Annotated in this window: 24 protein-coding genes and 4 pseudogenes; 7 read left to right on the top strand and 21 right to left on the bottom strand. The window is 51.1% G+C overall.

All coding sequences use genetic code 11. The features are described 5' to 3' along the window. Positions 1 to 100 precede the first annotated feature (100 nt). The gene (seqA, locus tag KNV97_RS07510) at positions 101 to 640 is read right to left on the bottom strand and encodes a replication initiation negative regulator SeqA (RefSeq protein WP_136482533.1); all 540 of its coding nucleotides are present in this window, start codon (positions 638 to 640) and stop codon (positions 101 to 103) included. Positions 641 to 732: 92 nt separating this feature from the next. Between seqA and KNV97_RS07505 the strand changes: the two genes are divergently transcribed. The 3 genes from KNV97_RS07505 (at position 733) to fldA (ending at position 2,435) form a co-directional block, all read left to right on the top strand. Beyond that, the gene (locus KNV97_RS07505; RefSeq protein WP_218562828.1) at positions 733 to 1,497 is read left to right on the top strand and encodes an alpha/beta fold hydrolase; all 765 of its coding nucleotides are present in this window, start codon (positions 733 to 735) and stop codon (positions 1,495 to 1,497) included. A 135-nt stretch (positions 1,498 to 1,632) separates the two neighbouring features. Further along, positions 1,633 to 1,854, top strand: coding sequence for a DUF2788 domain-containing protein (locus KNV97_RS07500; RefSeq protein ID WP_136482529.1), 222 nt, complete (start codon positions 1,633 to 1,635; stop codon positions 1,852 to 1,854). A gap of 53 nt (positions 1,855 to 1,907) precedes the next feature. Next, complete coding sequence (gene fldA / locus KNV97_RS07495) at positions 1,908 to 2,435, top strand: flavodoxin FldA (protein WP_136482527.1); 528 nt, start codon at positions 1,908 to 1,910, stop codon at positions 2,433 to 2,435. Between the two features lie 70 nt (positions 2,436 to 2,505). Here fldA and KNV97_RS07490 read toward each other — a convergent pair whose 3' ends face one another. Both KNV97_RS07490 and KNV97_RS07485 read right to left on the bottom strand, forming a co-directional pair. After that, a complete protein-coding gene (locus KNV97_RS07490; protein WP_136483167.1) occupies positions 2,506 to 3,201 on the bottom strand; it encodes an LrgB family protein in 696 nt (231 codons plus the stop codon). A gap of 2 nt (positions 3,202 to 3,203) precedes the next feature. Next, positions 3,204 to 3,611 (bottom strand): CidA/LrgA family protein, encoded by a 408-nt coding sequence (locus KNV97_RS07485; RefSeq protein ID WP_218562827.1) that lies wholly within the window; start codon positions 3,609 to 3,611, stop codon positions 3,204 to 3,206. 120 nt (positions 3,612 to 3,731) lie between these two features. On the opposite strand from KNV97_RS07485, the gene KNV97_RS07480 reads away from it, so the two are divergent. Continuing rightward, positions 3,732 to 4,619, top strand: a complete 888-nt coding sequence (locus KNV97_RS07480) for a LysR family transcriptional regulator (RefSeq protein WP_218563400.1) — start codon at positions 3,732 to 3,734, stop codon at positions 4,617 to 4,619. A 156-nt stretch (positions 4,620 to 4,775) separates the two neighbouring features. On the opposite strand, the pseudogene KNV97_RS07475 reads toward KNV97_RS07480, so the two are convergent. After that, positions 4,776 to 5,252 (bottom strand): annotated as a pseudogene (locus KNV97_RS07475) (DUF4442 domain-containing protein); the annotation flags it as partial. A 262-nt stretch (positions 5,253 to 5,514) separates the two neighbouring features. Here KNV97_RS07475 and fcrX point away from each other — a divergent pair. After that, entirely contained in the window at positions 5,515 to 5,964 is a 450-nt protein-coding gene (gene fcrX / locus KNV97_RS07470; protein ID WP_136482523.1) for a ferric iron uptake transcriptional regulator FcrX, read from the top strand. Positions 5,965 to 6,017: 53 nt separating this feature from the next. Here the strand turns inward: fcrX and KNV97_RS07465 are convergent, their stop codons facing one another. The 3 genes from KNV97_RS07465 to fabB all read right to left on the bottom strand — a co-directional run bounded on the left by KNV97_RS07465 (position 6,018) and on the right by fabB (position 9,621). Then, positions 6,018 to 7,031, bottom strand: coding sequence for an aspartate-semialdehyde dehydrogenase (locus tag KNV97_RS07465; protein WP_136482521.1), 1,014 nt, complete (start codon positions 7,029 to 7,031; stop codon positions 6,018 to 6,020). Further along, a complete protein-coding gene (locus KNV97_RS07460) occupies positions 7,015 to 8,160 on the bottom strand; it encodes a 4-phosphoerythronate dehydrogenase (RefSeq protein WP_136482519.1) in 1,146 nt (381 codons plus the stop codon). Before KNV97_RS07460 ends, KNV97_RS07465 begins: the two co-directional genes overlap by 17 nt. Positions 8,161 to 8,409: 249 nt before the next feature. Continuing rightward, complete coding sequence (gene fabB, locus KNV97_RS07455) at positions 8,410 to 9,621, bottom strand: beta-ketoacyl-ACP synthase I (RefSeq protein ID WP_136482516.1); 1,212 nt, start codon at positions 9,619 to 9,621, stop codon at positions 8,410 to 8,412. Between the two features lie 128 nt (positions 9,622 to 9,749). On the opposite strand from fabB, the gene mnmC reads away from it, so the two are divergent. Further along, positions 9,750 to 11,783 carry a bifunctional tRNA (5-methylaminomethyl-2-thiouridine)(34)-methyltransferase MnmD/FAD-dependent 5-carboxymethylaminomethyl-2-thiouridine(34) oxidoreductase MnmC gene (mnmC, locus tag KNV97_RS07450; RefSeq protein WP_218562825.1) on the top strand — a complete coding sequence of 678 codons (2,034 nt, stop codon included), beginning with the start codon at positions 9,750 to 9,752 and terminating at the stop codon, positions 11,781 to 11,783. A 193-nt stretch (positions 11,784 to 11,976) separates the two neighbouring features. On the opposite strand, the gene KNV97_RS07445 is transcribed toward mnmC, so the two are convergent. The 5 genes from KNV97_RS07445 to prmB all read right to left on the bottom strand — a co-directional run bounded on the left by KNV97_RS07445 (position 11,977) and on the right by prmB (position 15,859). Further along, complete coding sequence (locus KNV97_RS07445) at positions 11,977 to 12,501, bottom strand: NADPH-dependent FMN reductase (protein ID WP_136482512.1); 525 nt, start codon at positions 12,499 to 12,501, stop codon at positions 11,977 to 11,979. A gap of 117 nt (positions 12,502 to 12,618) precedes the next feature. Then, positions 12,619 to 12,882: a YfcL family protein gene (locus KNV97_RS07440; RefSeq protein ID WP_136482510.1), complete on the bottom strand. Its 264-nt coding sequence runs from the start codon at positions 12,880 to 12,882 to the stop codon at positions 12,619 to 12,621. A 10-nt stretch (positions 12,883 to 12,892) separates the two neighbouring features. Further along, positions 12,893 to 13,423 (bottom strand): elongation factor P hydroxylase, encoded by a 531-nt coding sequence (locus tag KNV97_RS07435; protein ID WP_218562824.1) that lies wholly within the window; start codon positions 13,421 to 13,423, stop codon positions 12,893 to 12,895. A 151-nt stretch (positions 13,424 to 13,574) separates the two neighbouring features. Then, entirely contained in the window at positions 13,575 to 14,660 is a 1,086-nt protein-coding gene (gene aroC / locus KNV97_RS07430; protein ID WP_136482506.1) for a chorismate synthase, read from the bottom strand. Positions 14,661 to 14,926: 266 nt separating this feature from the next. Continuing rightward, complete coding sequence (gene prmB, locus KNV97_RS07425) at positions 14,927 to 15,859, bottom strand: 50S ribosomal protein L3 N(5)-glutamine methyltransferase (protein ID WP_218562823.1); 933 nt, start codon at positions 15,857 to 15,859, stop codon at positions 14,927 to 14,929. A 64-nt stretch (positions 15,860 to 15,923) separates the two neighbouring features. On the opposite strand from prmB, the gene smrB reads away from it, so the two are divergent. Further along, entirely contained in the window at positions 15,924 to 16,478 is a 555-nt protein-coding gene (smrB, locus tag KNV97_RS07420; RefSeq protein ID WP_136482502.1) for an endonuclease SmrB, read from the top strand. A 57-nt stretch (positions 16,479 to 16,535) separates the two neighbouring features. Here smrB and flhB read toward each other — a convergent pair. The 9 genes and pseudogenes from flhB to KNV97_RS22315 all read right to left on the bottom strand — a co-directional run. Further along, a pseudogene (gene flhB, locus KNV97_RS07415) lies at positions 16,536 to 17,667 on the bottom strand (flagellar biosynthesis protein FlhB). A gap of 24 nt (positions 17,668 to 17,691) precedes the next feature. After that, positions 17,692 to 18,474, bottom strand: a complete 783-nt coding sequence (fliR, locus tag KNV97_RS07410) for a flagellar biosynthetic protein FliR (RefSeq protein ID WP_136482497.1) — start codon at positions 18,472 to 18,474, stop codon at positions 17,692 to 17,694. A gap of 8 nt (positions 18,475 to 18,482) precedes the next feature. Further along, positions 18,483 to 18,752, bottom strand: a complete 270-nt coding sequence (fliQ, locus tag KNV97_RS07405) for a flagellar biosynthesis protein FliQ (protein WP_136482495.1) — start codon at positions 18,750 to 18,752, stop codon at positions 18,483 to 18,485. 12 nt (positions 18,753 to 18,764) lie between these two features. Next, complete coding sequence (fliP, locus tag KNV97_RS07400; protein ID WP_136482493.1) at positions 18,765 to 19,604, bottom strand: flagellar type III secretion system pore protein FliP; 840 nt, start codon at positions 19,602 to 19,604, stop codon at positions 18,765 to 18,767. Positions 19,605 to 19,641: 37 nt separating this feature from the next. Beyond that, positions 19,642 to 20,031, bottom strand: coding sequence for a flagellar biosynthetic protein FliO (gene fliO / locus KNV97_RS07395; protein WP_136482491.1), 390 nt, complete (start codon positions 20,029 to 20,031; stop codon positions 19,642 to 19,644). Positions 20,032 to 20,034: 3 nt separating this feature from the next. Further along, positions 20,035 to 20,445: a flagellar motor switch protein FliN gene (gene fliN, locus KNV97_RS07390; protein WP_136482489.1), complete on the bottom strand. Its 411-nt coding sequence runs from the start codon at positions 20,443 to 20,445 to the stop codon at positions 20,035 to 20,037. Between the two features lie 5 nt (positions 20,446 to 20,450). After that, positions 20,451 to 21,519: pseudogene (gene fliM, locus KNV97_RS07385) on the bottom strand (flagellar motor switch protein FliM). Positions 21,520 to 21,526: 7 nt separating this feature from the next. After that, positions 21,527 to 22,024, bottom strand: coding sequence for a flagellar basal body-associated protein FliL (gene fliL / locus KNV97_RS07380; RefSeq protein ID WP_136482486.1), 498 nt, complete (start codon positions 22,022 to 22,024; stop codon positions 21,527 to 21,529). A gap of 32 nt (positions 22,025 to 22,056) precedes the next feature. Continuing rightward, positions 22,057 to 22,638, bottom strand: a pseudogene (locus tag KNV97_RS22315) (flagellar hook-length control protein FliK); the annotation flags it as partial. Positions 22,639 to 23,153: the final 515 nt, after the last annotated feature.

The following is a 23,153-nucleotide window of genomic DNA, read 5'->3' as shown; positions in this document are numbered from 1 at the left end:
ATCCTTTCAGAAATAACGACAAATAAAAAACCCCATAATACGCAGTTTAGATTGCATATTATGAGGTTTTAGTCAGACTTTTAGGGCTTGATCAATATAATCAAATAGATTGAGTGACCTTTTCAATAATCTCAGCCGGGAAGTTCATACGCAGCATGACCTGCTCAATCATTTGCTGTTTACGGCTGGTATTATTATTGGTGATCACCCAGAACGGGGTATTCGGAATCGCCTTGGGCTTCGTCGTTTGACCGTTGGCCAGCAGGGTCTGCTCATTGTCCGCAAAATAAACACGTTTGCGGCCCTTCACTAACGTGGCGTCAGAAAAGCTGGCAGGATCGATGCGATGAAGAGTGGAAAGCACCAGCATAAAACGATCAACCGCTTTTTTCAGACCAGCAAATTCGTCTGAAATCAGCAGAGCGCGCATCTCTTTCACGCCATCCAGTTTCGTTTCTTGCCCAGCATCTTTACTCACAACTATACCTTTCGGCTCCACCGACAACTTAGGAGCAACAGGAGTGCTTTGTCCATCCGCTTTCAACAGGCGGCGCAGAATGTCCGACGCGCTCTCACCGATGTGTTGGGTCTGGCTTGCAATGTAACGGTATAGATCCTCATCTACCTCAATTGTTTTCATTCGCTTTTCACAATCTCAATGTTTAAACTCTGGGGGATTATAGCGAGATCTTTGCCGAGACTCTACGTTAAACCCATTACTAATAAGATAAAATGTCAGCACTTCTGAATTACAAACTTGAAGGTGAGGGTCACACCGTCGTCTTGATCCATGGCCTGTTCGGTAATCTGGACAACCTGGGCCTGCTGGCCCGCGACCTGAAAACCGATCATCAGGTCCTGAGTGTCGATCTGCGTAACCATGGCTTGTCACTGCACAGTGAGCAGCACAATTACGCTCTGCTCGCTCAGGATATCAAACAGTTACTCGAACATCTTGATATTCGTGATGCCATCGTGGTCGGCCATTCCATGGGCGGAAAAACGGCAATGAAACTGGCCGATATCGCCGCCGATCGTATGCGTCAACTGGTGGTAATGGACATTGCCCCGTATGCTTACCGCGAACATCGCCACCAGCAGGTTTTTGCCGGTCTGACCGCGGTTGAAGAACAAAAGCCGACTTCGCGCAGTGCAGCAATGGCGATTCTTGCCGAGCACATCGAGCTTGACGGTGTACGTCAGTTCCTGGGTAAATCCCTGTATAACTGCGATGGCATCATGGCCTGGCGCTTCAACGTCACCGCGCTCAAAGCCAACTACGCTCACATTATGGGCTGGGAGCCGATCACATGCTGCACGATTCCGACCCTGTTCATTAAAGGTGGTGACTCCGATTATCTGACCGCCGAGCATCAGAGCGAGGTTCAGGCCCAGTTCAGCGAGGCGAAAGCCCACGTCATCGCCAACACCGGCCACTGGCTACATGCAGAAAAGCCAACCGAAGTACTGCGTGCGATACGCAAATTCATCACATGAGATAACGCACTGCAGTTGTCGGCTGATCGCGGTTTTTCTCATCCGCCAAGTGTGAAATCGATTCTCATCCGCGCATTAACTTTGCCCGACAACAATGGTATAGTGCGCGCAAGCAAATTGGCATAAAGGACTACCATGCTGTACGACTACATGAACATGCTTGAGTCTGTCGGACTCGATCTGCTGTTTGCGTCTATATTTTTTCTGATCGGAATGGCAATAAAAGACGTTTTAAAACAAGGTAATGTTCCGCCATTTGGCCGTCGTATCGTGTGGCTTGTTCTATTTTTAGGTTGTGCCGGCTTTATCGCCAAAGGCATTATCCAACTGAGTTGGGAAGGAACCGGACTTGGCTAATGCCCGCGCGTTCAACCAGCGCCAACCCATAACAATTTAAAGGTAAAGACTCTATGGCAAGTGTAGGTATCTTTTTTGGTAGCGATACAGGTAACACCGAAGCTATTGCAAAGATGATTCAGAAACAACTGGGTAAAAAACTGGTTCACGTTCAAGATATTGCTAAAAGCAGCAAAGAAGACATTGATAACTTCGATCTGTTGCTGCTCGGTATCCCTACCTGGTATTACGGTGAAGCTCAATGTGACTGGGATGATTTTTTCCCTGAATTAGAAGCCATTGATTTTTCAACCAAGCTCGTCGCTGTATTTGGTTGTGGTGACCAGGAAGACTACGCTGAGTACTTCTGTGACGCGATGGGCACCGTGCGTGACATCGTTGAAGCCAAAGGCGCAACCATTGTGGGTCACTGGCCAACAGAAGGTTACGAGTTTGAAGCGTCGAAAGCGCTGGTTGATGAAAACCACTTCATCGGCCTGTGTATTGATGAAGACCGTCAGCCAGAACTGACTGAGCAACGTGTGACCAAATGGGTAACCCAGGTTTACGAAGAGATGTGTCTGGCTGAGCTGGAAGACTAAGCTTGTCGCACTGATTGAAAAAACCCTGCCAGGCAGGGTTTTTTTATATCCGCTTACGCTTAGCGCAGATTTACCACATCACCTGACCGATAAGCGGTGCCACCAGCACGGTGATAATTCCCGCTATCATCATCGCCACGCTCGAGACGACCCCTTCGGAATGACCAAGCTGATAGGCTTTAGCGGTACCAGCACCATGGGCTGAGGCTCCTAAGCTGGCACCACGTCCCAGACGGGAGCGAATCGACAATAAGGTAAAAATCACCTCGCCGACCAGCATACCTATCACCCCAGTCAGCACCACAAACAGCGCAGTGAGATCGGTTTGTCCGCCGACTGACTTGGTGGCCTCGACAGCAAAAGGGGTCGTGATTGAACGCATCGCCAGGCTGCGTTGCAGCAATTCCGGCAACTCAAGCCAACGGGCCAGGAATACCGTTGAGCTGACCGCAACCACCACAGAAACCGCCACGCCAGCTGATAAAGAGAGCCAGTGGCGCGCGATCAAATGTCGGTTATCATAGACAGGAACCGCAAACGCTACCGTGGCAGGGCCCAGCATCCATACCAGCCAGTGTGACTCGGCCATATAATCCTGATAAGAGATATGCAAACCCACCACCACCAGAATAAGTAACACAGGTACCAGCAATAACGGCATCAACAACATAGTCTGCTTACGACGATAGAGCGCCTTACTAGCAAAATAGAGCACTAATGTCATTAACAGACAAACTGCCCCCAACAGCGAAGTTCCGGCAGCCATCATTATGCTTCCTGCCCTAACTGACTGCGCCGCCGCGCCACTTTGAGCTCATAACGATACAGCTTGTCAACGACCCAGGCCGTACAGGCAATCACTATGATGGTACTCAATACCAGCACCAGCAGAATGCGCAACCCTTGCTGTGCGAGCATATCCTGATAATTGATCACTGCCACCACAGCCGGAATAAAAAACAGCAGCATCTCGGCCAGCAACCAGCTGGCACCACGCCGGAACCAGTCCACTTTGACCACTCGGCACATCACCAAGGCCAGCAGCATCAGCATGCCGGTTAAATTAGCTGGCAATGGCAGATGGAAGTGTGCCACCAGCTCATCGGCGATGAACCAGATCAGGGTTAATACTGTGACCTGACCCAGAGTCATCAGCGCGTTCATTAGTTTTATCATTGCCCATTTGCCTTTTTGAGAAGTCAATCACAGTATAGGCAGAGGCAAAACCATCATAAAATGAATTTTTATTATTCAATTCATGCCAAAATGGAATATTTAGCAACCAGAGTGAACGACATGGACATCAAAGCACTGCGTTATTTTATTGAAGTGGTCAACGAGCAGAGTTTTACCCGGGCGTCAGAAAAGTTGTTTGTCACCCAACCGACCATCAGTAAGATGATTCGCAGCCTAGAGCAGGAAGTCGAACAGCCATTACTGCACCGGGAAGGTCGCCGTTTGTGGCTCACCGATGCCGGTGAAGTGGTTTATCAGCGTGCCCAGCAGATCCTGGCTCAGTTCAACCAGCTCAATGCTGAGCTGCTCGACCTCAACCAATTGCAACGCGGCCACCTGCGCCTCGGAATACCGCCCATGGTCGGCCATATGTACGCCGGATTGATTCGCCAGTATCGCCAAGCCTTTCCTAATGTCGAACTGACCATCGTTGAGTGCGGTGGACGTAAAATTGAGCAAGCCGTGTATAACGGTGACCTTGACGTCGCCGTCACCATGCTCTCGCCCAGCGCCGCCGACACGCTCAATATTCTCGATCTCGACAGTTACCCGATTTGCGCCGTGCTGCCGGATGTCGCGCCCTGGAACGAGATGGACAGTGTGCACTGGCAGGATATTCAGCACGAGCCGTTTTATCTGTATACCGATGATTTCACCCTCAGCGAATACATAGCAACTCTGTGTCAGCAACAGGCAATCACACCTTCTGTCGCCGCACGCAGCAGCCAGTGGGACTTTCTGGTCGCACTGGTCAAAAGCGGCGTGGGCGTCGCTTTTTTACCTGAGCCTTTGTGTCATCGTATTCAGGGCGAAGGTGTGGTGATAAAAGCCATGTCACCTTCAATTGAATGGCGCTTGGGCGCTATCTGGCACGCCGAGCGCTACGTGCCACGCACGGCGGAAGCGTGGATTGATGTATGCCGGGCCTATCGCAACCGCACACGCTAGCTAGCGCTGCTGCCCGTAACGCCGCGCGGCACGGTCGTCCTGCGTCACAACCCGACTGGTCGACGTTATCGACTCTGCCGGGCTTAACGACTCGACCAAGGCAATATTTTCCGATCGCACTGTTGTTTGTGATTCCATCATCGCTGAGGGCTCCACATCGCGGTATTTGGGCTTCTTGCGCACATAGAGCTGGCGATGCACTTCCGACACCACTTCACCATGCGCGTTTTTGACATGGATGATGAATTCGGGAAAACACTTATCACCACATGCGGTTGCAGCCAGAATGTCATCCAGTTGCTGTTGCGAGATCAAAAAGTCCGCATGCAAATCGGTATGGCCGGGTTTAATAAAATTGATGCTCGCCTGCTTGTCCCAGACATAGTACTGATCGCCGAGGATCCCCATCAACATCAGAGCGTAAACCGGATCGGTTAAAGAAAAGATACTGCCGCCATATTGCGAGCGATTGGCATTTTTGTTCCACCAACGCAGCTTTAACTGCAGACGCGCTTCACGAAAATCATTACTGATAGTGACTATTTTAATCCCTGAGCCCCAAAATGGTGGCCAGCAGTTCAATGCCCATTTCACCACACCAGGACGATAGAGTTTTGCGAGGGTTGTATGCATTATGTAAATACCTCTGACGCCATGTAGATACCCAGCCAGCGTAAAATCAGGGAGTTAAGCGTCAACCGCCCAAGATTTTACCTCTGCCAAATGTTAACAAAGTGTAACTGGTCGGATTACTTATATCAGTGATGTACTCCCGCTTTATAATAATTAGTAGTAACCCTTTGAAGTTCGTGGTTTATTGTTCGCGGCGACTAACCTATAATGTTGGACAACATTGACTTCTGTTAATTACTGCAGATCATCAACGGGAAAGTATATGTCAGACAATAACCAAGCGCTAAAGGATGCTGGTCTTAAAGTAACCCTTCCACGGCTCAAGATTTTAGAAGTATTACAGCAGCCTGAGTGCCAACATATTAGTGCTGAGGAGCTGTACAAGAAGCTGATTGATCTCGGTGAAGAGATTGGCCTTGCCACAGTTTATCGGGTACTAAACCAGTTTGATGATGCAGGCATCGTGACCCGTCACCATTTTGAAGGCGGTAAATCGGTATTTGAACTGTCAACGCAGCACCACCACGACCACCTGGTCTGCCTGGACTGCGGTGAAGTAATTGAATTTTCGGACGATATGATCGAAGATCGTCAGAAACAAATTGCCGCGCAGTACAATGTCCAACTGACCAACCACAGCCTGTATCTTTACGGCAAATGCGCAGACGGAAGTTGCAAAGACAACCCTGACGCTCACAAGCCGAAGAAATAAAAAAAAACCACCGTTTTGCGGTGGTTTTTTTTACATCAGACGACTGACTTAACTCAGAAATAATCCCGAATCAGCACCTCAGCAATCTGCACTGCATTGGTCGCCGCACCTTTACGCACGTTGTCAGCCACAACCCACAGGTTAATACCACTGTGATGGCTGATGTCGTTACGGATACGTCCCACCATCACATGGTCTTTACCGCCGGCATCACGCACCTGGGTCGGGAAATCTTCACCCTTGAACACTTCCACTCCTTCGGTGTGTTCCAGCAAATCAATCACCTGCTCAGCATCGATCGGAGCACTGGTTTCAACGTGCAGCGCTTCTGCATGACCGTAGAAAACTGGCACACGCACACAGGTCGGGTTAACCGTAATCGCCGCATCATTAAAAATCTTCTGCGTTTCCCACACCATTTTCATTTCTTCTTTGGTGTAGCCGTTGTCCATAAACTGATCGATTTGCGGAATACAGTTAAACGCGATTTGCTGACGAAACTCTTTACTCTCAGCCGGAATACCGTTCAGCAGCTTGGCGGTCTGTCCTGCCAGCTCATCAATGCCAGCTTTACCGGCTCCGGATACCGACTGGTAAGTCGTGACGTTAATGCGCTCAATACCCACCGCATCATAAATCGGCTTCAGTGCGACCAGCATCTGGATGGTCGAGCAATTCGGGTTAGCGATGATGTTACGGTTACGGAAATCCGCCACCGCTTGCGGGTTCACTTCCGGCACAACCAACGGAATGTCGTAGTCATAACGAAACTGTGAGGTGTTATCAATCACCACCACACCAGCATCTGCCGCGATCGGCGCGTACTGGGCTGACAGTTCACCACCTGCAGAGAACAACGCAATATGAACTTGCGTCCAGTCAAAGTTTTCGACATTCTCGACCCGGACCGTTTTACCGTTGAAACGGTAAGTCTTGCCCTCACTGCGCTCACTGGCCAGCAGGTACAGATTGCCGACCGGGAACTTACGCTCCTGCAGCACTTCCAGCATCGTTTCACCGACGGCGCCTGTTGCACCAAATATTGCAACGTTAAATTCTTGGCTCATTCGTTACCTCAATTTTAAAACCTAATTTCGCCAGCGGCTCCAGATTACATCCGGCATCACCAACGAGTGTGACCGCGCTATACTCACGTCTGTCCCAATAGTGTTTACGCATTTGGTCAAACGCGCCAGGTTTGTGTATTTCGCGACGGAACAGTGCGTCATCCCTACGCACATCATAAATCAGTTGGGTTAAGGACAGCAGTGTCGCTTCATCCCAGGCCCGATCCAGCGTCACCTCGGGAACCGGAGCTACCGGCAGTAAGCTGGATGGATTAGCACAATGAGCTTCACCCAGAAACTCACAGTAGCTGTTAAAAATCATAGTCGTACCACGCGCCTTACCTTCCAGACCATAACCGGCGATATGTGGCGTCGCGAACGCCAACAGAGGCAGCAGTGTCATATCGACCTGAGGTTCATACTCGAACACATCCAGCGCAGCGGTGAAACCGTCACGCTCCAGCAGACGCGCTTTCAGCGCTTCGTTATCGACAATCGGACCACGAGCGGCGTTAATCAGGATCTGGTCACTGCGCAGATTCGCCAGCACGTCGGCGTTGATCAGGTGATGGGTCGGCCATTCACCGTCTTTGGTGATCGGCGTATGCACAGTAATCACATCCGCTTCACTAAGCAAAGCCTCAAGCGGAGTGAAGACACGAGAGTCACCTTGCGCCTGTTTCGGTGGATCATTGAGCAGAACTTTGATGCCCATACCGCTCAGACACTCGGCCAGATAGCTGCCCACCTGGCCCGCGCCAATGATACCGACCGTCTTATCAAAGACCGAAAAACCCTGTTGCTGTGACAGAACCATCAACACACTGACCACATATTCCGCCACACCGACTTTGTTACAGCCTGGTGCCGCAGTAAAGAAGATTCCGCGATCTTGCAGCAACGCCTGGTCTACATGGTCCATTCCCGCAGTCGCCGTACCGACAAACTTCAGCTTATTGGCCTTACTGATCAGTTCCTGGTTGACTTTGGTCACCGAACGAATCATCAGCGCATCGACATCAATCAGATCGTCGGCGGTCAGAGTCCGGCCTGGTTTTAAAATCACCTCACCCAACTGGCTGAACAGCTCAGCTGCATAAGGCATGTTTTCGTCGATCACAATTTTCATACAGAGTTCACATTATTTTTGACTGGGGTTGCATTACTAGTGTGCTTGGCAGGTTAACAACGCATTGTGCAGAAAAGCGTTGCCAGTGTCGAGGATTAACACGTCGGCCATAAAAATGCCCGGCACCAAAAATGGTTGCCGGGCAATAACCAGAACAAAAGGATCCTGTCCCGCTCTCCATGGGACAGAGTCTGCGTCTGTTCGATCAGCCAGGCTGATCGGTTCTGGAAACGGATTGGTCAGAGGCGCTTAGCCCTGGTATTTCTTAATTACCAGCGTCGCGTTAGTGCCACCAAAACCAAAACTGTTTGACATCACAGTGGTCAGTTCCTGTTCACGAGCTTCAGTCACGATATCCAGACCTTGCGCCGCTTCATCCAGGTTTTCAATGTTGATGCTTGGTGCAACAAAACCGTGATGCAGCATCAGGGTTGAGTAGATCGCTTCGTGCACACCCGCCGCACCCAGAGCGTGACCTGTCATCGCTTTGGTTGCTGAAATCGCCGGGCTCTTACCACCAAAGACCTGTTGAATCGCACCCAGTTCTTTCACATCACCAACCGGTGTTGACGTACCGTGTGTGTTTACGTAGTCCACGTCGTCCACGTTTTGCATCGCCATCTGCATACAACGCACTGCGCCTTCACCAGACGGAGCGACCATGTCGTAACCGTCCGAAGTCGCACCGTAGCCGACGATTTCACCGTAGATTTTCGCGCCACGTGCCAGAGCGTGTTCCAGCTCTTCAATCACGACCATACCGCCGCCGCCGGAGATAACGAAACCGTCACGGTCTGCATCGTAGGTACGAGACGCTTTAGATGGATCGTCGTTGTACTTAGTTGACAGTGCACCCATCGCATCAAACATCATGGTCAGTGACCAGTCCAGTTCTTCACCGCCGCCCGCGAATACGATGTCCTGTTTACCCAGTTGGATCAGTTCCATTGCGTTACCGATACAGTGTGCAGATGTCGCACAAGCAGAGCTTATTGAGTAGTTTACGCCACGGATTTTAAATGGAGTTGCCAGACAAGCCGAAACCGTTGAAGACATAGTACGCGGTACCATGTAAGGACCAACGCGCTTCACACCCTTCTCACGCAGAATATCGACCGCGTTCACCTGGTTCAGGGAAGACGCACCGCCCGATCCGGCAATGATACCTGTACGGTCGTTAGAAACCTGCTCTGGAGTCAGACCTGCATCAGCAATCGCCTGTTCCATCGACAGGTAAGCGTATGCCGCTGCATCGCCCATAAAACGCATTTGTTTACGGTCAATATGTTCAGCAGGGTTGATTTTCAGGTCGCCCCAAACTTGAGAACGTAGACCTTTCTCTTTGAATTGCTCAGAAGCATTGATGCCTGACTTACCTGCTTTAAGAGACGCTAAAACTTCTTCGACGTTGTTACCGATACTTGAAACAATACCCATACCGGTGATTACGACTCGTTTCATGTGACATTCCTATAATTCAAAATTCTGATAAATGATAACGAAGAAGGCCAACAAAAGTGGTCAGCTTTCCCATAAATCCGTACAATCCCGGCCCATAATTACGTCAAATATCATAGAACTCGCCCATTATGACTTCAATCACTCATGCACAACTCGGCTGGAACGAGGCCGGAACCCCGGTTTCTGACCAATTTGACGACGTCTATTTCTCTAACGTTAATGGGTTAGAAGAGACCCGTTACGTATTTCTGACCCAAAATCACCTTCCTCAGCGCTGGCACGAACACGATCAGCGCCGTTTCGTCATTGCCGAAACCGGATTCGGTACCGGACTTAACTTCCTTGCCGCCTGGCAATGGTTTGACAAGTTTAGACAGCAAAACCCACAAGCGACACTACAGCAGTTACATTTCATTAGTTTTGAAAAGTTTCCGCTCAGTCGTGCAGATTTAGTCCAGGCTCATCAGGCGTGGCCGGAACTGGCTGATTATGCCAGGCAATTACATCAGCATTATCCGCCTGCTGTGCCAGAATGTCACCGTATTGTACTGGCCGATGGCGCGGTCACCCTGGATTTATGGTTTGGTGACATTAAAGATTGCATGCCCGGCGTTCCGGTTCCTGAAAAAGGTCTGGTCGATGCCTGGTTCCTGGACGGCTTTGCTCCGAGTAAAAATCCCGAAATGTGGAATCAAAACCTGTTTAACGGCATGGCAATGATGGCGAAACAAGACTGTACCTGCGCCACTTTCACCGCAGCCGGTTTTGTGCGTCGCGGCCTGATAGAAGCCGGGTTTGACATGAAGAAAGTCAAAGGCTTTGGCACCAAACGGGAAATGATCGCCGGTGCCATGAGCGACAAACAGCCGGCCAGCAATATTAAACCCTGGTATCACATCGAGGCCCTGAGCGACGTCAAGGATGTGGCCATTATAGGTGGCGGTATCGCTAGTGCCGCTCTGGCTAAAGCATTGAGCGAACGTGGCGTGGCCATCACGCTGTATTGCCAGGACAGTGAAGCGGCTCAGGGCGCGTCCGGCAACCGCCAGGGCGCCGTCTATCCGCTGCTCAATGGTGAGCATAACGGCGTGTCTCGCGTGTTTGCCCCGGCCTTTTTATACGCCCGCCAGTTCTTTGAGCAGATGGCAGAAAACATCGAATTCGATCATGACTGGTGTGGCGTGACTCAGTTACTGTGGGATGAAAAGTCCGCCAAAAAACTCAATAAAATGATCGCCGGTGATTTCAGTCACGATTTAGTCACCAAACTCAGCCCCGAGCAGAGCGCGCAAGCGGTCGGCTTACCGGTTGATGTGGAAAGCGTCCACTACCCGCTGGGCGGCTGGCTATGCCCGGCTCAGTTCACCACAGGGCTGCTGAACCATTTAACCCGACAAGGCAAACTGACTGCCCGTTATGATCATGAGCTGACCAAACTGGAATGGCTGGCTGACAGCCAGCAGTGGCAGCTGTCCTTTGCCGGCACATCACCCGTGCAGCAGACGAGACATCATCAGTGCGTGATTATGGCCAATGGTCATCAGTTTGACGCCATCGAGCAGACCAAGCTACAGCCGCTGGGTAAAGTCAAAGGTCAGGTCAGTCATGTACCAAGCAACGACACCCTGCGGTTACTGCGTTCGGTTTTGTGTTACGACGGTTACATGACCCCGGCCAACCCAGACACAGCCACCCATTGCATCGGGGCGAGTTATGACCGCGAACACATCGACCGTGAGTTTGACGCGCAGGCACAAACCGAAAATGGCGCACGTCTGGCCAAATGTGTCAGTACACAAAGCTGGCCGGCTCAGGTCGACACCTCAGGTAACGACTCACGTCAGGCCATCCGCTGCGTCAGCCGTGATCACCTGCCTTTTGTCGGCAGTATCGGTCAAATGGCGGAAATTCTCGAGCAGTACCAACAGTTGGTGCACATGGCACAGGATGAAGCGCCACGTGTGGCTCAGTACCCGCAACTGTATGGCTTGCTTGGTCTCGGTTCGCGTGGCCTAAGTTCGGCCCCTCTTCTGGCCGAAGTTCTGGCATCCATCATCTGTGGTGATCCGCTGCCGCTACCGGTCGATGTGATGGAAAGCCTGCACCCGAGCCGGATGTGGGTGCGCCGCCTGCGTAAAGGTAAAGCCATCAGTGAACAATAATCACGCCGAATAGATAATAATCGCGCCGAATAGATAATAACCGCACTGAGTGAACTAACCTTCGGCAAATTCGTCGGCAAGATGGCACAACCGTTCCGTCCGCCACGGCAAAAAACAAAACGCCTCGCAATTTTGCGAGGCGTTTTTAGATTCATTGGCTGACAACAGTCAGCATCGACCTGTTGTCAGCTCATTAAGCCAGTTTAGCAACCGCTTCTTTCAGTTGAGCGTTGACCGCGTCGTCTTTCACCTGACCCGCTTCCAGATCAAACACATCGTAGAAGTTTGGTACAGACAGTGATGCTTTCACGTTACCAGCAAAGAAAGGTGCAGAACCTACTGCAGCAGCCAGAACAGATTGCGCGCCGCCAGGGCCAGGTGATGTAGACAGGTAAACCGCTGGTTTGTTCTTAAACACTTCGCGATCGATACGAGTTGCCCAGTCAAACAGGTTTTTAAAAGCAGCCGGGTAATGGCCGTTGTGCTCTGCGTACGAAATCACCAGGGCGTCAGCATCAGCCAAATCACGCAGGAACGCTTGTGCACCTTCAGCCTGGCCGATCTCTTTTTCCAGATCTTCGCTGAACATAGGCACGCTGTAGTCGCTGATGTTCAGAACTTTAACCTCTGCGCCATCAACAAGACCAGCGGTGTAAGTCGCTAATGCTTTGTTAATTGATGTTGAGCTAGTACTAGCTCCGAATGCGATAACTTTCATGTCGGTAATCCTATCTGTTCGGTTGATGATGATAGAGTAATCATTCGACCGCTCAACAACAACTATAAAACTTTTATGGATTCATTCGAATAATTTGAACGATCGATAATGCGGCCATCAGGCCTGAGCAGCCAATTCCTGCCAAAGATCGGCAACAATGATGCGGTCAGCCGGGGTCAGCTCTGAACGAGCCTGTTCCAGGCTATTCTCGATACGGCTTTTAAACTCGTTCAGATCATTAATGCCCTCTTCTTCACACGCTGCCGCGGATAACGAAATATGACCACGCAGATAACCACCGGCAAACAGCTCATCGTCCGACGCCGTCGCGATACGGGTATCAATCAGCTCAAGGAGTTTTTCTTCAAATTCAATAATCATAGTTATCTCGTTACTTCACAATAAATTGGTCTGGACTGAGCGGCGGCGTGTGGTAAAACACGCGCAGCGCTTGCGACAGCATGTTCACTCGGGTTGGTAATCCGCTGGCCAGAATCGACCGTACTTCTTGTTGCACTTTGTGCATAAAAGCCAGCCGGTCCGGCTCAAAATCGCCGTTAAGGTTGTCACAACTGACCGTAAAAGGAAAGCCTGCACTCAACGAGAAGATCCACTCATACGCCTGAGGGCGCACCTCTACCTGCTCAAACCGGGCCTGAACCGCTTCCGTTCGTCCGTCTGGTTCGTACCAGTAGCCAAAATCCTCCAGCAAACGGCGCTCAGGACCCGCTACACACCAGTGAGATATTTCATGTAACGCCGAGGCATAAAAACCGCGGGCAAAAATGATCCTGTGGTAAGGCGTACTGTCATCAGCAGGCAGATAAACCGGCTCGTCATCACCGCGCACCAGACGGGTGTTAAAATCAGCAAAAAAGGTTTGATCGAAAATAGCGATCAAATCGGAATATTGGTGGGACATAAGATTAAGGTTAACAGTCATCGACAGCGCGCATTTTGGCGATTTTTTCGCGGCGGGTAAAGTGCAATCAGCCAGCGTGTGACAACCTGGGCTCTGCACCAACAAAAACGCCCTCACATGAGGGCGTTTTTGGGGTGAAGAGCTCGGATTATCAGATAACCGGAGTGTCAGTGGTGACACCAAAATTCTGCCCGCGATGACGCAGCAGATGGTCAAGAACCACAATCGCCAGCATGGCTTCGGCAATCGGTACCGCACGGATACCGACACAAGGATCGTGACGACCTTTAGTGATCAGCTGAGTTGGCTCACCGGTACGGGTAATGGTATCGCCCGGAACCGTAATGCTCGAGGTCGGTTTCAGCGCGATATTCGCCACTAAGTCCTGGCCGGTTGAGATACCGCCCAGAATACCGCCAGCATGGTTAGAGCTGAAACCCTGCGGAGTCAGTGGATCACGATGCTCACTGCCCTTTTGCTGCACTACATCAAAACCATCGCCGATTTCCACCCCTTTGACCGCATTGATGCTCATCAGTGCATGCGCAATGTCTGCATCCAGACGGTCAAATACCGGCTCACCAAGACCAACCGGTACGTTGGTGGCAACAACCTGAATTTTGGCACCAATCGAATCGCCTTCTTTTTTCAGATCGCGAATCAGTTGGTCAAAAGCCTCCACTTTATCGACATCAGGACAGAAGAACGCATTGTTATCGATTTCGTTCCAGTCCACTTTATCGATCGCAACATCGCCCATCTGTGCCAGATAAGCTCGGATCTCGATGCCAAATTCCTGTTTGAGGTATTTCTTGGCAATACCACCGGCGGCAACACGCATCGCGGTTTCGCGAGCCGATGAGCGGCCACCGCCACGATAATCACGCACCCCATATTTCTGATGGTAGGTATAGTCAGCGTGTCCCGGACGGAACTTATCTTTAATGTCGGAATAATCTTTGGAACGTTGATCGGTATTTTCAATCAGCAGACCAATCGAAGTGCCGGTCGTTTTACCTTCAAACACACCCGACAAAATCTTTACTTCATCCGCTTCGCGGCGCTGCGTGGTATAACGCGATGTGCCCGGACGACGACGATCTAAGTCGACCTGCAGATCTGCTTCACTGATTTCTAACCCCGGAGGGCAACCGTCTACGATACATCCCAGTGCGATACCGTGACTTTCTCCGAATGTCGTTACCCGGAAATGTTGTCCGATACTGTTTCCTGCCATTATGTCCTCAAATTAGCTTGCTGCGCACGTTGAACGCGACGCCCGCAGCACTCATTACTATTCTTCGTGGAATCATAGTCGCTTTATTACGATTTGATGTAAAGCCTAAGCTTGCACAATTTGTGCAATCTTTCTCCCTAAAATGGGCATCACCTTTCCAATCCACTGATTTACATACGATCAGCCATTAAAAAGATAAAAAAACACCGGCTGCAAAGCCGGTGTTCTAGACAACTGTCTTAACTATGTATACAGCTCAGTGCTGGTTAATCCAGATAGAGTGCAAACTCATCGGCACACGCCAGCAGCTGATCGCGGGTCAGCATGAATACGCCGTGACCACCATTTTCAAACTCAATCCAGGTAAATGGGATCTCCGGGTACTGCTCCATCATGTGAATCATCGAGTTACCCACTTCACAGATCAAAATACCTTTCTCAGTCAGGTAATTCGGGGCATTCGCCAGAATACGGCGCACCAGTTTAAGGCCGTCGGTTCCGGCCGCCAGACCCAGTTCAGGCTCGTGACGGAACTCATCCGGCAGACTGTTCATGTCTTCTTCATCCACATATGGTGGGTTGGTGACAATCACATCGTACTGCTCTTTTGGCAGATCGCGGAACAGGTCAGAACGAATCGGGTACACTTGCTGTTCCAGTCCGTGGTCCTGGATATTTTGCTCAGCCACTTCCAGCGCTGCCGCCGAAATATCAATCGCATCCACTTCTGCATCAGGGAATGCGTGTGCACAGGCAATTGCGATACAGCCACTGCCGGTACACATATCCATGATACGTTGCGGCTCTTCTACCAGCCAAGGTTCAAACTGAGCCTGAATCAGCTCACCAATCGGTGAACGTGGCACCAGCACCCGCTCATCAACAAAAAATTCCAGGCCGCAGAACCAGGCTTTATTGGTCAGGTAAGCCACCGGGGTGCGATCTTTAATCCGCATCACCACACGCTCAACCACACGCAAACGCTCGCTGGTCGTCAGGCGTGAGTTCAACACATGAGGAGGCACATCAATCGGTAAATAAAGGGTTGGCAGGATCAGTTGAACCGCTTCATCCCACGCATTGTCGGTACCGTGACCATAAAATAAGTTCGCAGCGTTAAAGCGACTCACCGTCCAACGAATCATATCTTGAAGCGTATGCAGCTCTGAAACCGCCTCTTCTACAAAAATCTTATCCAAACTTGCCTCCGAAAAGCGCTACAATACTGCCAATTTCGATTTATAACAGATTATCTAATCCCAAATGAGCAAAAAAGAGACCGAATTCAACGACAACTATGAAGTCGACACCGATGACGATTTCGCTTTATTTCAGGATGCAGTAAAGGGCGTTAAAAAGTTGGCGCAGGATACCATAATCCAGGAGCCAAACAGAAATCCTAAACAAAAAGAAACCCGTCGTACCGCGCGTGAAGCCCGCGACAACGATTTCTACTTTTCCGATGAGTTCGTCCCCCTGCTCAGTGAAGAGGGGCCGACTCGTTACGCGCGCAGCGATGTGTCCAAATACGAGGTCAAACGTCTGCGACGCGGAGTCTATGTGCCGGATGTTTTCCTCGACATGCATGGCATGACGCAACAGGAAGCCAAACGTGAGCTTGGCGCCATGATCGCCTACTGTATCAAAGAAGGTACCCACTGTGCCTGCGTCCAACACGGCATTGGTAAACACATTCTCAAACAGAAGGTGCCATTGTGGCTGGCCCAGCATCCGGATGTGATGGCTTTCCACCAGGCGCCGCTGGAATTTGGCGGTGCCGGTGCACTACTGGTTCTGCTGTCAGTCCCAGAAAAATAGTCAGTCAGCAAAAAATAATTCTGAATAGCTATGGCTTAACCTGTGAGTCATAGCCCTTTAGTACCTCATCTCATCCGGTATCGGCATATTCTCTTCTTTCAGTTTAGGTCGTTCGCCACCTTTACGCCGATATTGTTTCAGTTGGAACACATAAGCCAGTACCTGGGCCACAGCAACAAACAATCCGTCAGGAATTTCCTGTTCCAGTTCAGTGGTATGATACAAAGCCCGCGCTAAGGGCGGAGCCGGCACGATCATAATGTCATGCTCCCGTGCCACTTCACGAATTTTCAGGGCGAGGTGATCAACCCCTTTCGCTATCACCACCGGCGCCCGGTCGCGGTTTTGTGTATAACGCAGCGCAACCGAGAAGTGATCCGGGTTGGTAATAATAACATCCGCCTGCGGTACATCAGCCATCATACGCCGCTGCACAGCCTCGCGTTGCAGCATCCGAATCCGTCCTTTCACCTCAGGTTTACCTTCGGTGTCTTTGTATTCGTCTTTGACTTCCTGCTTGGTCATTTTCAACTGATTGGCGTGTTGCCAGATCTGGAAACGGAATATCGATCGCCACCACCACCAGCAGTGAACAGCTGATCAGCAAGACAAAATTAAGCAGAATATCCAGGGCATGAAAAATATTTTGCGGAAAGACATCCAGACTGAGCTGAAACAGATCTTGTTTCGACGCTTCAATCAGATAAAACGCCATCCCGGCCACCAGCAGTACTTTGAGAATCGATTTGATCAGCTCAACCCAGCTCTGCATGCCAAACATGCGCTTGATACCACTGAGCGGATTCATCTTGGATAATTTTGGCATCGCAGCTTCGGCTGAGAAACTGATCCCGCCGACGCCGGCTGCACCAATCAGCGCCGCAATAAATAACGTCACCAGAATAAGCAGCAGCGGCATCAGCAGCTGCACCAGCACACCAGAAATGATGTCGAACAGTTTGTTGACGTCAAAAATCTCTTCCCGGCTGAGGTTAAAAAGCCGCCCCATCGCAGTCAGCAAACCGCTGGCCATCGACTTTCCGAACCACATCAGAGATAAAGCGCCGACCACCAGTACCGACACAGACGCCAGCTCCTTCGACCGGGCAACCTGGCCTTTTTCTCGCGCCTGTTGCAACCGTCGGGGGGTGGCGTCTTCGGTCCTTTCTTGTCCGTCTGATTCTGCCAATTCAGCCTCCTGACACGCCGTGAATTAACATGTTAACCGGATCAGGCTGCACACCTGCTGTTCGCCCTGATTCCAGTACAGATCATAATGAGTATAGAGCCCGCTGATGATATACCAGCACAGCAGCAAGCCGACCATCAGCGCAAAGGCAAAACCGAGTGAAAAGATATTCAGCTGCGGCGCAGCGCGGGTCATCACCCCGAAGGATAAGTTGACCGTCAGCAGAGCGATGATGCCTGACAGTGACATACTAAGGGCCACTTTAAACATGGTCCCGAGCCACAACGCCAGCTCGCGAAAATCAACCGCGGTGAGCGATCCACTGCCAATCGGCAGACTTTTAAAACTCATCACCAGCAGCTGGATCATTTTCAGATGTCCATCGGTGGCAAGAAAAAACAGGGTAACCAGAAACATAAACAGCTGACCAAGCAGCGGCGTATTCTGACCGTTGGCAGGATCGACCATGGAAGCAAAACCCAAACTCGCCTGCATACCGAGAATTTGGCCCAGCATCACAAAGGTCTGTACCATAAACTGGGTCACCATACCCATCGCCACTCCGATGATCAACTGCTCCAGCGTGGTCATAAAACCCTGAAAAGAGAGCAGTTGCAGATCAGCAGGAACCGCTGGGATAGCGGGCATAACGGCAAAGGTAATCGCCAGACCGAGATAAAGCCGGATACGAGTGGAAACAAATCGCGCCCCGGTGACACTCATCACCATCAGCATGGCTGAAATGCGGGTATAGGGCCAAAAATAGTTGGCGATAAAATCGAGGACGACGCTGGCAGGATATTCCATACGCCAGCCTAATACAGCACCTGAGGCAGGCGCTCAACGATGGAATAAAAGTATTCCATCAGCATTTGCGTCATCCAGTGCGCAAACGCCATCAGTGCCAGCAAAGTCACGATAAGACGCGGCAAAAAACTCAGCGTCTGTTCGTTAATGGAGGTTGCGGCCTGAAATATCGCCACCACCAGACCAATCAGCAGGCTCGGCACTATGATGGCACAGACCATAATCAGGACCATCCACAGCGCATCACGAAACAGCTCGACAAAGACTTCTGGTGTCATTCAATGCTCCTGCTATAAGGCAAAACTGCCCGCCAGGGTTGACAGAATCAGATTCCATCCATCCACCAGCACAAACAGCATCAGTTTAAACGGTAACGAAACAATCATCGGCGACAACATCATCATACCCATCGCCATCAGTACCGAAGCAACGACCAAATCGATGATTAAGAACGGCAAAAACAGCATAAAGCCGATTTGGAAAGCCGTTTTAAGTTCAGAAGTAATGAAAGCCGGGATCAGCACGGCCATAGAGACATCCTCAGGATTCTGCGCCTCAGATCCTGAAATATTGACGAAGGTCTCGAGATCTTTCACCCGGGTCTGCTTGAGCATAAAATCTTTCATCGGCTCCTGAGCCAAATCAAAAGCCTGCCGGGCGGTGATCTGTTCATTGAGGTAAGGCTGTACGGCCTGGTCATTAATGCGGTTGAGAACCGGTGACATGATAAAAAAGGTCAGAAACACAGCAATGCCGATAATCACCTGGTTGGACGGCGTCTGCTGCAGCCCCATCGCCTGACGCAGAATCGACATTACCACGACGATACGGGTAAACGAGGTCATCAGAATGACCATGGCCGGCAAGAAGCCGAGCATGGTCATCAGGGCCAGGATCTGCAGATTGACCGAGTATTCCTCGCCGCCATCGGCAGTTGTCGTCATGGTAAAGGCAGGAATGCCCCCGCCGCCACTGCTTGAGCCCAGCGCCATCGTCCGGGCCGCCCCCTGCTCGCGTTCCATCGCCGAAACCGTCACATTTTCAGCGCCGGCGGCGGTGGCAGGGATGGGGGTTTCCAGTTCCTGCTGTGCACTGGCCAACGGCGCAAACAGCAGTGCAGACAACCACATAAGCACAGCTATCCAGGACAGCCGCTCGGGCAAGCGCTTAAACAGAGGGTTTATTATCATGTTTTTTCAGTAGCTGGGTCAGTTGATTAGTAAAAGAAGCCGCTTCCGTCTCCTGTGGCTGGAGTGGCTTGTCCAGTTTTGAGATCAGTTGAACAGATTGCGCGGTTACCCCTATCAGGAACTGCTCTTCCCCCGCCTGTACTATCATCACCCGCTCTTTGGTTCCGACGGCCAGTTGCCTGATCACACTCAGTCCTTTCTGCTGACCAAACGCGGGGACCCGCATACGTTTGAGCATCCAGGCCATGGCCAGAATCAGCGCGATGACAAAAATCAAAGAACCCAGCGTGGTCGCCAGGTCCAGTTGATTATTCTCCACCGCCAATGCCGGGGTCGAAAACAGCGCCAGGCTTATGAGCTTTTTCATAAGCTATCTCAGTTTCTTAATGCGTTCAGTCTGGCTGATCACATCGGTCAGACGGATACCAAACTTATCATTCACGACCACCACCTCGCCATGGGCTATCAGAGTGCCGTTTACCATGACATCCAGCGATTCACCGGCGATGCGATCCAGCTCGACGACCGAGCCCTGGTTAAGTTGCAGCAGGTTTCGGATACTGATCTTAGAGCGCCCCACTTCCATCGAAATGGTGACCGGGATATCCATAATGGTATCCAGTTTGCGCCGCTCATCATCTGAAATAGGCTGAGCACTATCTTTCAACTCATCCAGTGGCGCCGCCAGAATCTCATCGACATCAACGTCTGGCGCATTCGGGTCTTCCCCCAGTGCCGCAGCCCACTCGTCTGCAAGCTTTTGATCTTCTGATTTTGACATCTTTGTTACCTATTCTTGTCCAGCGTCATTTCATCATCCTCCTCGTCATCTTCCAGCTCGGCAATAATGTCCTTACCAAAGAAAGCGAGATCGGTCTTTACCACATCCGGGCGTTTAATTTTTTTCCGATACCTGCACTGCCAGTTTATCGCCCGAGCGTCCCATCTTAACCCGGTAGGTCGGCAACTCTTCGACAAACATGGTGGCATGTTTGGGCATATTGATCGGGATAATATCGCCGACCTGCAGTTCCATCAGGTCACGCAGCGCCAGATCCTGCTCCAGCAGGTTGACGCGGAAATTGACCGGGACATCCATAATTTCTTCACGCAGTGCCGAGCTCCAGCGTACGTCGGTTTCCATCTTGTCTGACTGCACACCGGCATCCAGCAGTTCCCGAATCGGTTCCACCATGGAGTACGGCATCACTATGTGAAAATCACCGCCGCCGCCATCCACTTCAATATGAAACGAACTGACCACAATCACTTCGGTCGGGCTGACGATGTTGGCCATGCTCGGGTTCACTTCCGAATCGAGATACTCGAATTCCACCCCCATCACAGGCGCCCAGGCATCTTTGTAATCAGCAAATACAATTTTAAGCAGAAGCTGGATAACACGGCGTTCGGTCGGGGTGAACTCGCGACCTTCAATCCGCGCGTGATAGCGGCCATCGCCACCAAAGAAGTTTTCCACCAGGATAAATACCAGGCGTGCCTCCATGGTGACCAGCGCTGTGCCTTTCAAAGGGCGAAAACGCACCATATTCAGGCTGGTCGGTACGTACAGGGTGTTCTGATACTCTCCGAACTTCATCATCTGTACGCCGTTAATCGACACTTCTGCGGTCTTGCGTAGCATATTAAACAGGCTGATACGCAGGTGACGGGCAAAGCGTTCGTTGATCAACTCCAGGGTCGGCATTCGGCCGCGCACAATCCGATCCTGTGAGGAGAAATCGAAAGATACCGCACTGGTATCGGAGCTATCTAACTCTTCTTCAACGTCATCGACACTGTCCACACCGTGGAGCAGAGCATCGATTTCATCCTGGCTTAATAGATCAGTCACACGTCACCTACTGCATAACAAAGTCAGTGAACAGAACCCGCTCAATCACAGGCTTACCGACGACTTTGGTCATGGCTGCTTTGATATCGTCTGTCGCCTGGTCGCGCAGGTCAATACGGCCAGTGGCGCTGCGCAGTTGCTCAACCGTAGCCGAAGCAAAGGTACTTAATAGCGTGCTTTCAACTAACGGCGAATGGTAACGGGCCTGATCTTCGTTTTCAGTGCCACGCACCATGAGCTGCACTTTAATTTGCACCATACGCTCACGCGCATCACCGCTGACATTAAACACAAACGGCTGGGCAATGTTGACGTAAGAGACCGGCTCAGCGACAGTTTCAACTTTCTCAGCGCTTTCTTCCTGAGCCTGCTCGCTGCCATCTGAGCCCATCAGGAAGAAAGCCGCACCACCGCCGCCCAGTAGCAATACGACAGCAGCAATGATGATGATCATCAGTTTCTTTTTACTTTTCGGGGCACCATCAGGTAATTCTTCAACAGCCATAACTTACTCTATGTCGTTATTTTGTATTTAGTTTAAGCGTAATAACTGATTCCATCACGCTTTGCAGCCACATTCAAATCAAGTTTGACGTCTGTATCAAGATTTTCTTCACCAGCAAAACGCTCGCTGGCTGAGGAATGACCGGATTGACCGCCCCCCCCTGCCGCATAACGCTGTTGCTGGCCTGAATTCTGTTGTTGTACCGAAGTATCTCCAAGCTGAACGCCTTGTTGAGACAACATTTCTCTCAGGCGGGGCATAGAGTGTTCCAGCGCATCACGCGCCTGGTTGTTGGCCACGGTGAACTGTACGCTGGCTCCGTCACCATGCATGTTCATGCGGATATGGAGACGGCCCAGCTCAGGCGGGTCGAGACGAATATCAATCTGCTTGAGGTTTTTAGACATCATCATCTGGACCCGTTGTGCCATATCATCCACATCCATTTCCTTACTCAGATGCAGCGGCATCTGCGGCTGAGCCTGGGTTGGTTCTGCACGCAGGTTGGACGACGTGGCATTCATACCCTGCTGACCAGCAGCCGTTGCCACCTGGCTAGCAAAAGCCGAGTCCTGACCAGGCTGGCCTGTTTTACTGTTGGTCAGCTTACCTATCCCGCTACCTGCGAGTGCAGCTTTTAATGCTGCCGGGCTGAGGCTTTCAGTTTGGGCCAGCATTGCAGGATTAAGCGCCGGATTGGCGGCGTTGGTGGTGACAGTCGCGCTATTAGTGGCATCCTGGACCGGTACGTTATGGGTTGACGCGCCGGCTTGCTGAGTAGATTGTTGCTGAGCAGTTTGCCACTGATTGATAAGCTGCTGCGCTGCACCAGCCGGATTATGGTGTACTCCCGACTTAATTTTGTCTGCTTGCTCAGAAGAGCCCAACGTCGTCTGAGCGCTGGCGAGCTCCGAACCTGCTGCGGCTGCAACACCTTGTGCCACAGCGGTTAAGTGCGGCGCATTGTCTGCAGAAACCTGGCTCTCTGCCCGCGAGTTCGCGAGTCGTGCTGAATCCGCCGTCACTGCGACAACGCCAGGTGTAGCGTCACCTTTATCATGCATAACTCCTTGCGCAAGCTGCGCTAAGCTCTGGCTATCGGCAGCAGCAGATTGAATCTTAACTTCTC

This window comes from Vibrio ostreae (assembly GCF_019226825.1).
In the GTDB taxonomy this organism is placed as follows: domain Bacteria; phylum Pseudomonadota; class Gammaproteobacteria; order Enterobacterales; family Vibrionaceae; genus Vibrio; species Vibrio ostreae.
The sequence above is the reverse complement of the archived record's forward strand: the minus strand, read 5'-3'. Positions and strand labels throughout refer to the sequence as shown.

Bases quoted from the DNA above. Each gene is read 5' to 3' on its own strand.
- KNV97_RS07465 (WP_136482521.1), bottom strand. From the start codon at position 7,031: ATGAGCCAAGAATTTAACGTTGCAATATTTGGTGCAACAGGCGCCGTC.
- mnmC (WP_218562825.1), top strand. From the start codon at position 9,750: ATGACTTCAATCACTCATGCACAACTCGGCTGGAACGAGGCCGGAACC.
- fliQ (WP_136482495.1), bottom strand. From the start codon at position 18,752: ATGACACCAGAAGTCTTTGTCGAGCTGTTTCGTGATGCGCTGTGGATG.
- KNV97_RS07460 (WP_136482519.1), bottom strand. From the start codon at position 8,160: ATGAAAATTGTGATCGACGAAAACATGCCTTATGCAGCTGAGCTGTTC.
- KNV97_RS07505 (WP_218562828.1), top strand. From the start codon at position 733: ATGTCAGCACTTCTGAATTACAAACTTGAAGGTGAGGGTCACACCGTC.
- KNV97_RS07480 (WP_218563400.1), top strand. From the start codon at position 3,732: ATGGACATCAAAGCACTGCGTTATTTTATTGAAGTGGTCAACGAGCAG.
- KNV97_RS07490 (WP_136483167.1), bottom strand. From the start codon at position 3,201: ATGGCTGCCGGAACTTCGCTGTTGGGGGCAGTTTGTCTGTTAATGACA.
- smrB (WP_136482502.1), top strand. From the start codon at position 15,924: ATGAGCAAAAAAGAGACCGAATTCAACGACAACTATGAAGTCGACACC.
- KNV97_RS07500 (WP_136482529.1), top strand. From the start codon at position 1,633: ATGCTGTACGACTACATGAACATGCTTGAGTCTGTCGGACTCGATCTG.
- seqA (WP_136482533.1), bottom strand. From the start codon at position 640: ATGAAAACAATTGAGGTAGATGAGGATCTATACCGTTACATTGCAAGC.
- KNV97_RS07435 (WP_218562824.1), bottom strand. From the start codon at position 13,423: ATGTCCCACCAATATTCCGATTTGATCGCTATTTTCGATCAAACCTTT.
- aroC (WP_136482506.1), bottom strand. From the start codon at position 14,660: ATGGCAGGAAACAGTATCGGACAACATTTCCGGGTAACGACATTCGGA.
- fliO (WP_136482491.1), bottom strand. From the start codon at position 20,031: ATGAAAAAGCTCATAAGCCTGGCGCTGTTTTCGACCCCGGCATTGGCG.
- fabB (WP_136482516.1), bottom strand. From the start codon at position 9,621: ATGAAACGAGTCGTAATCACCGGTATGGGTATTGTTTCAAGTATCGGT.
- KNV97_RS07485 (WP_218562827.1), bottom strand. From the start codon at position 3,611: ATGATAAAACTAATGAACGCGCTGATGACTCTGGGTCAGGTCACAGTA.
- fldA (WP_136482527.1), top strand. From the start codon at position 1,908: ATGGCAAGTGTAGGTATCTTTTTTGGTAGCGATACAGGTAACACCGAA.
- fliL (WP_136482486.1), bottom strand. From the start codon at position 22,024: ATGGCTGTTGAAGAATTACCTGATGGTGCCCCGAAAAGTAAAAAGAAA.
- fliP (WP_136482493.1), bottom strand. From the start codon at position 19,604: ATGTGGTTGTCTGCACTGCTGTTTGCGCCGTTGGCCAGTGCACAGCAG.
- KNV97_RS07440 (WP_136482510.1), bottom strand. From the start codon at position 12,882: ATGATTATTGAATTTGAAGAAAAACTCCTTGAGCTGATTGATACCCGT.
- fliR (WP_136482497.1), bottom strand. From the start codon at position 18,474: ATGGAATATCCTGCCAGCGTCGTCCTCGATTTTATCGCCAACTATTTT.
- KNV97_RS07445 (WP_136482512.1), bottom strand. From the start codon at position 12,501: ATGAAAGTTATCGCATTCGGAGCTAGTACTAGCTCAACATCAATTAAC.
- fcrX (WP_136482523.1), top strand. From the start codon at position 5,515: ATGTCAGACAATAACCAAGCGCTAAAGGATGCTGGTCTTAAAGTAACC.
- fliN (WP_136482489.1), bottom strand. From the start codon at position 20,445: ATGTCAAAATCAGAAGATCAAAAGCTTGCAGACGAGTGGGCTGCGGCA.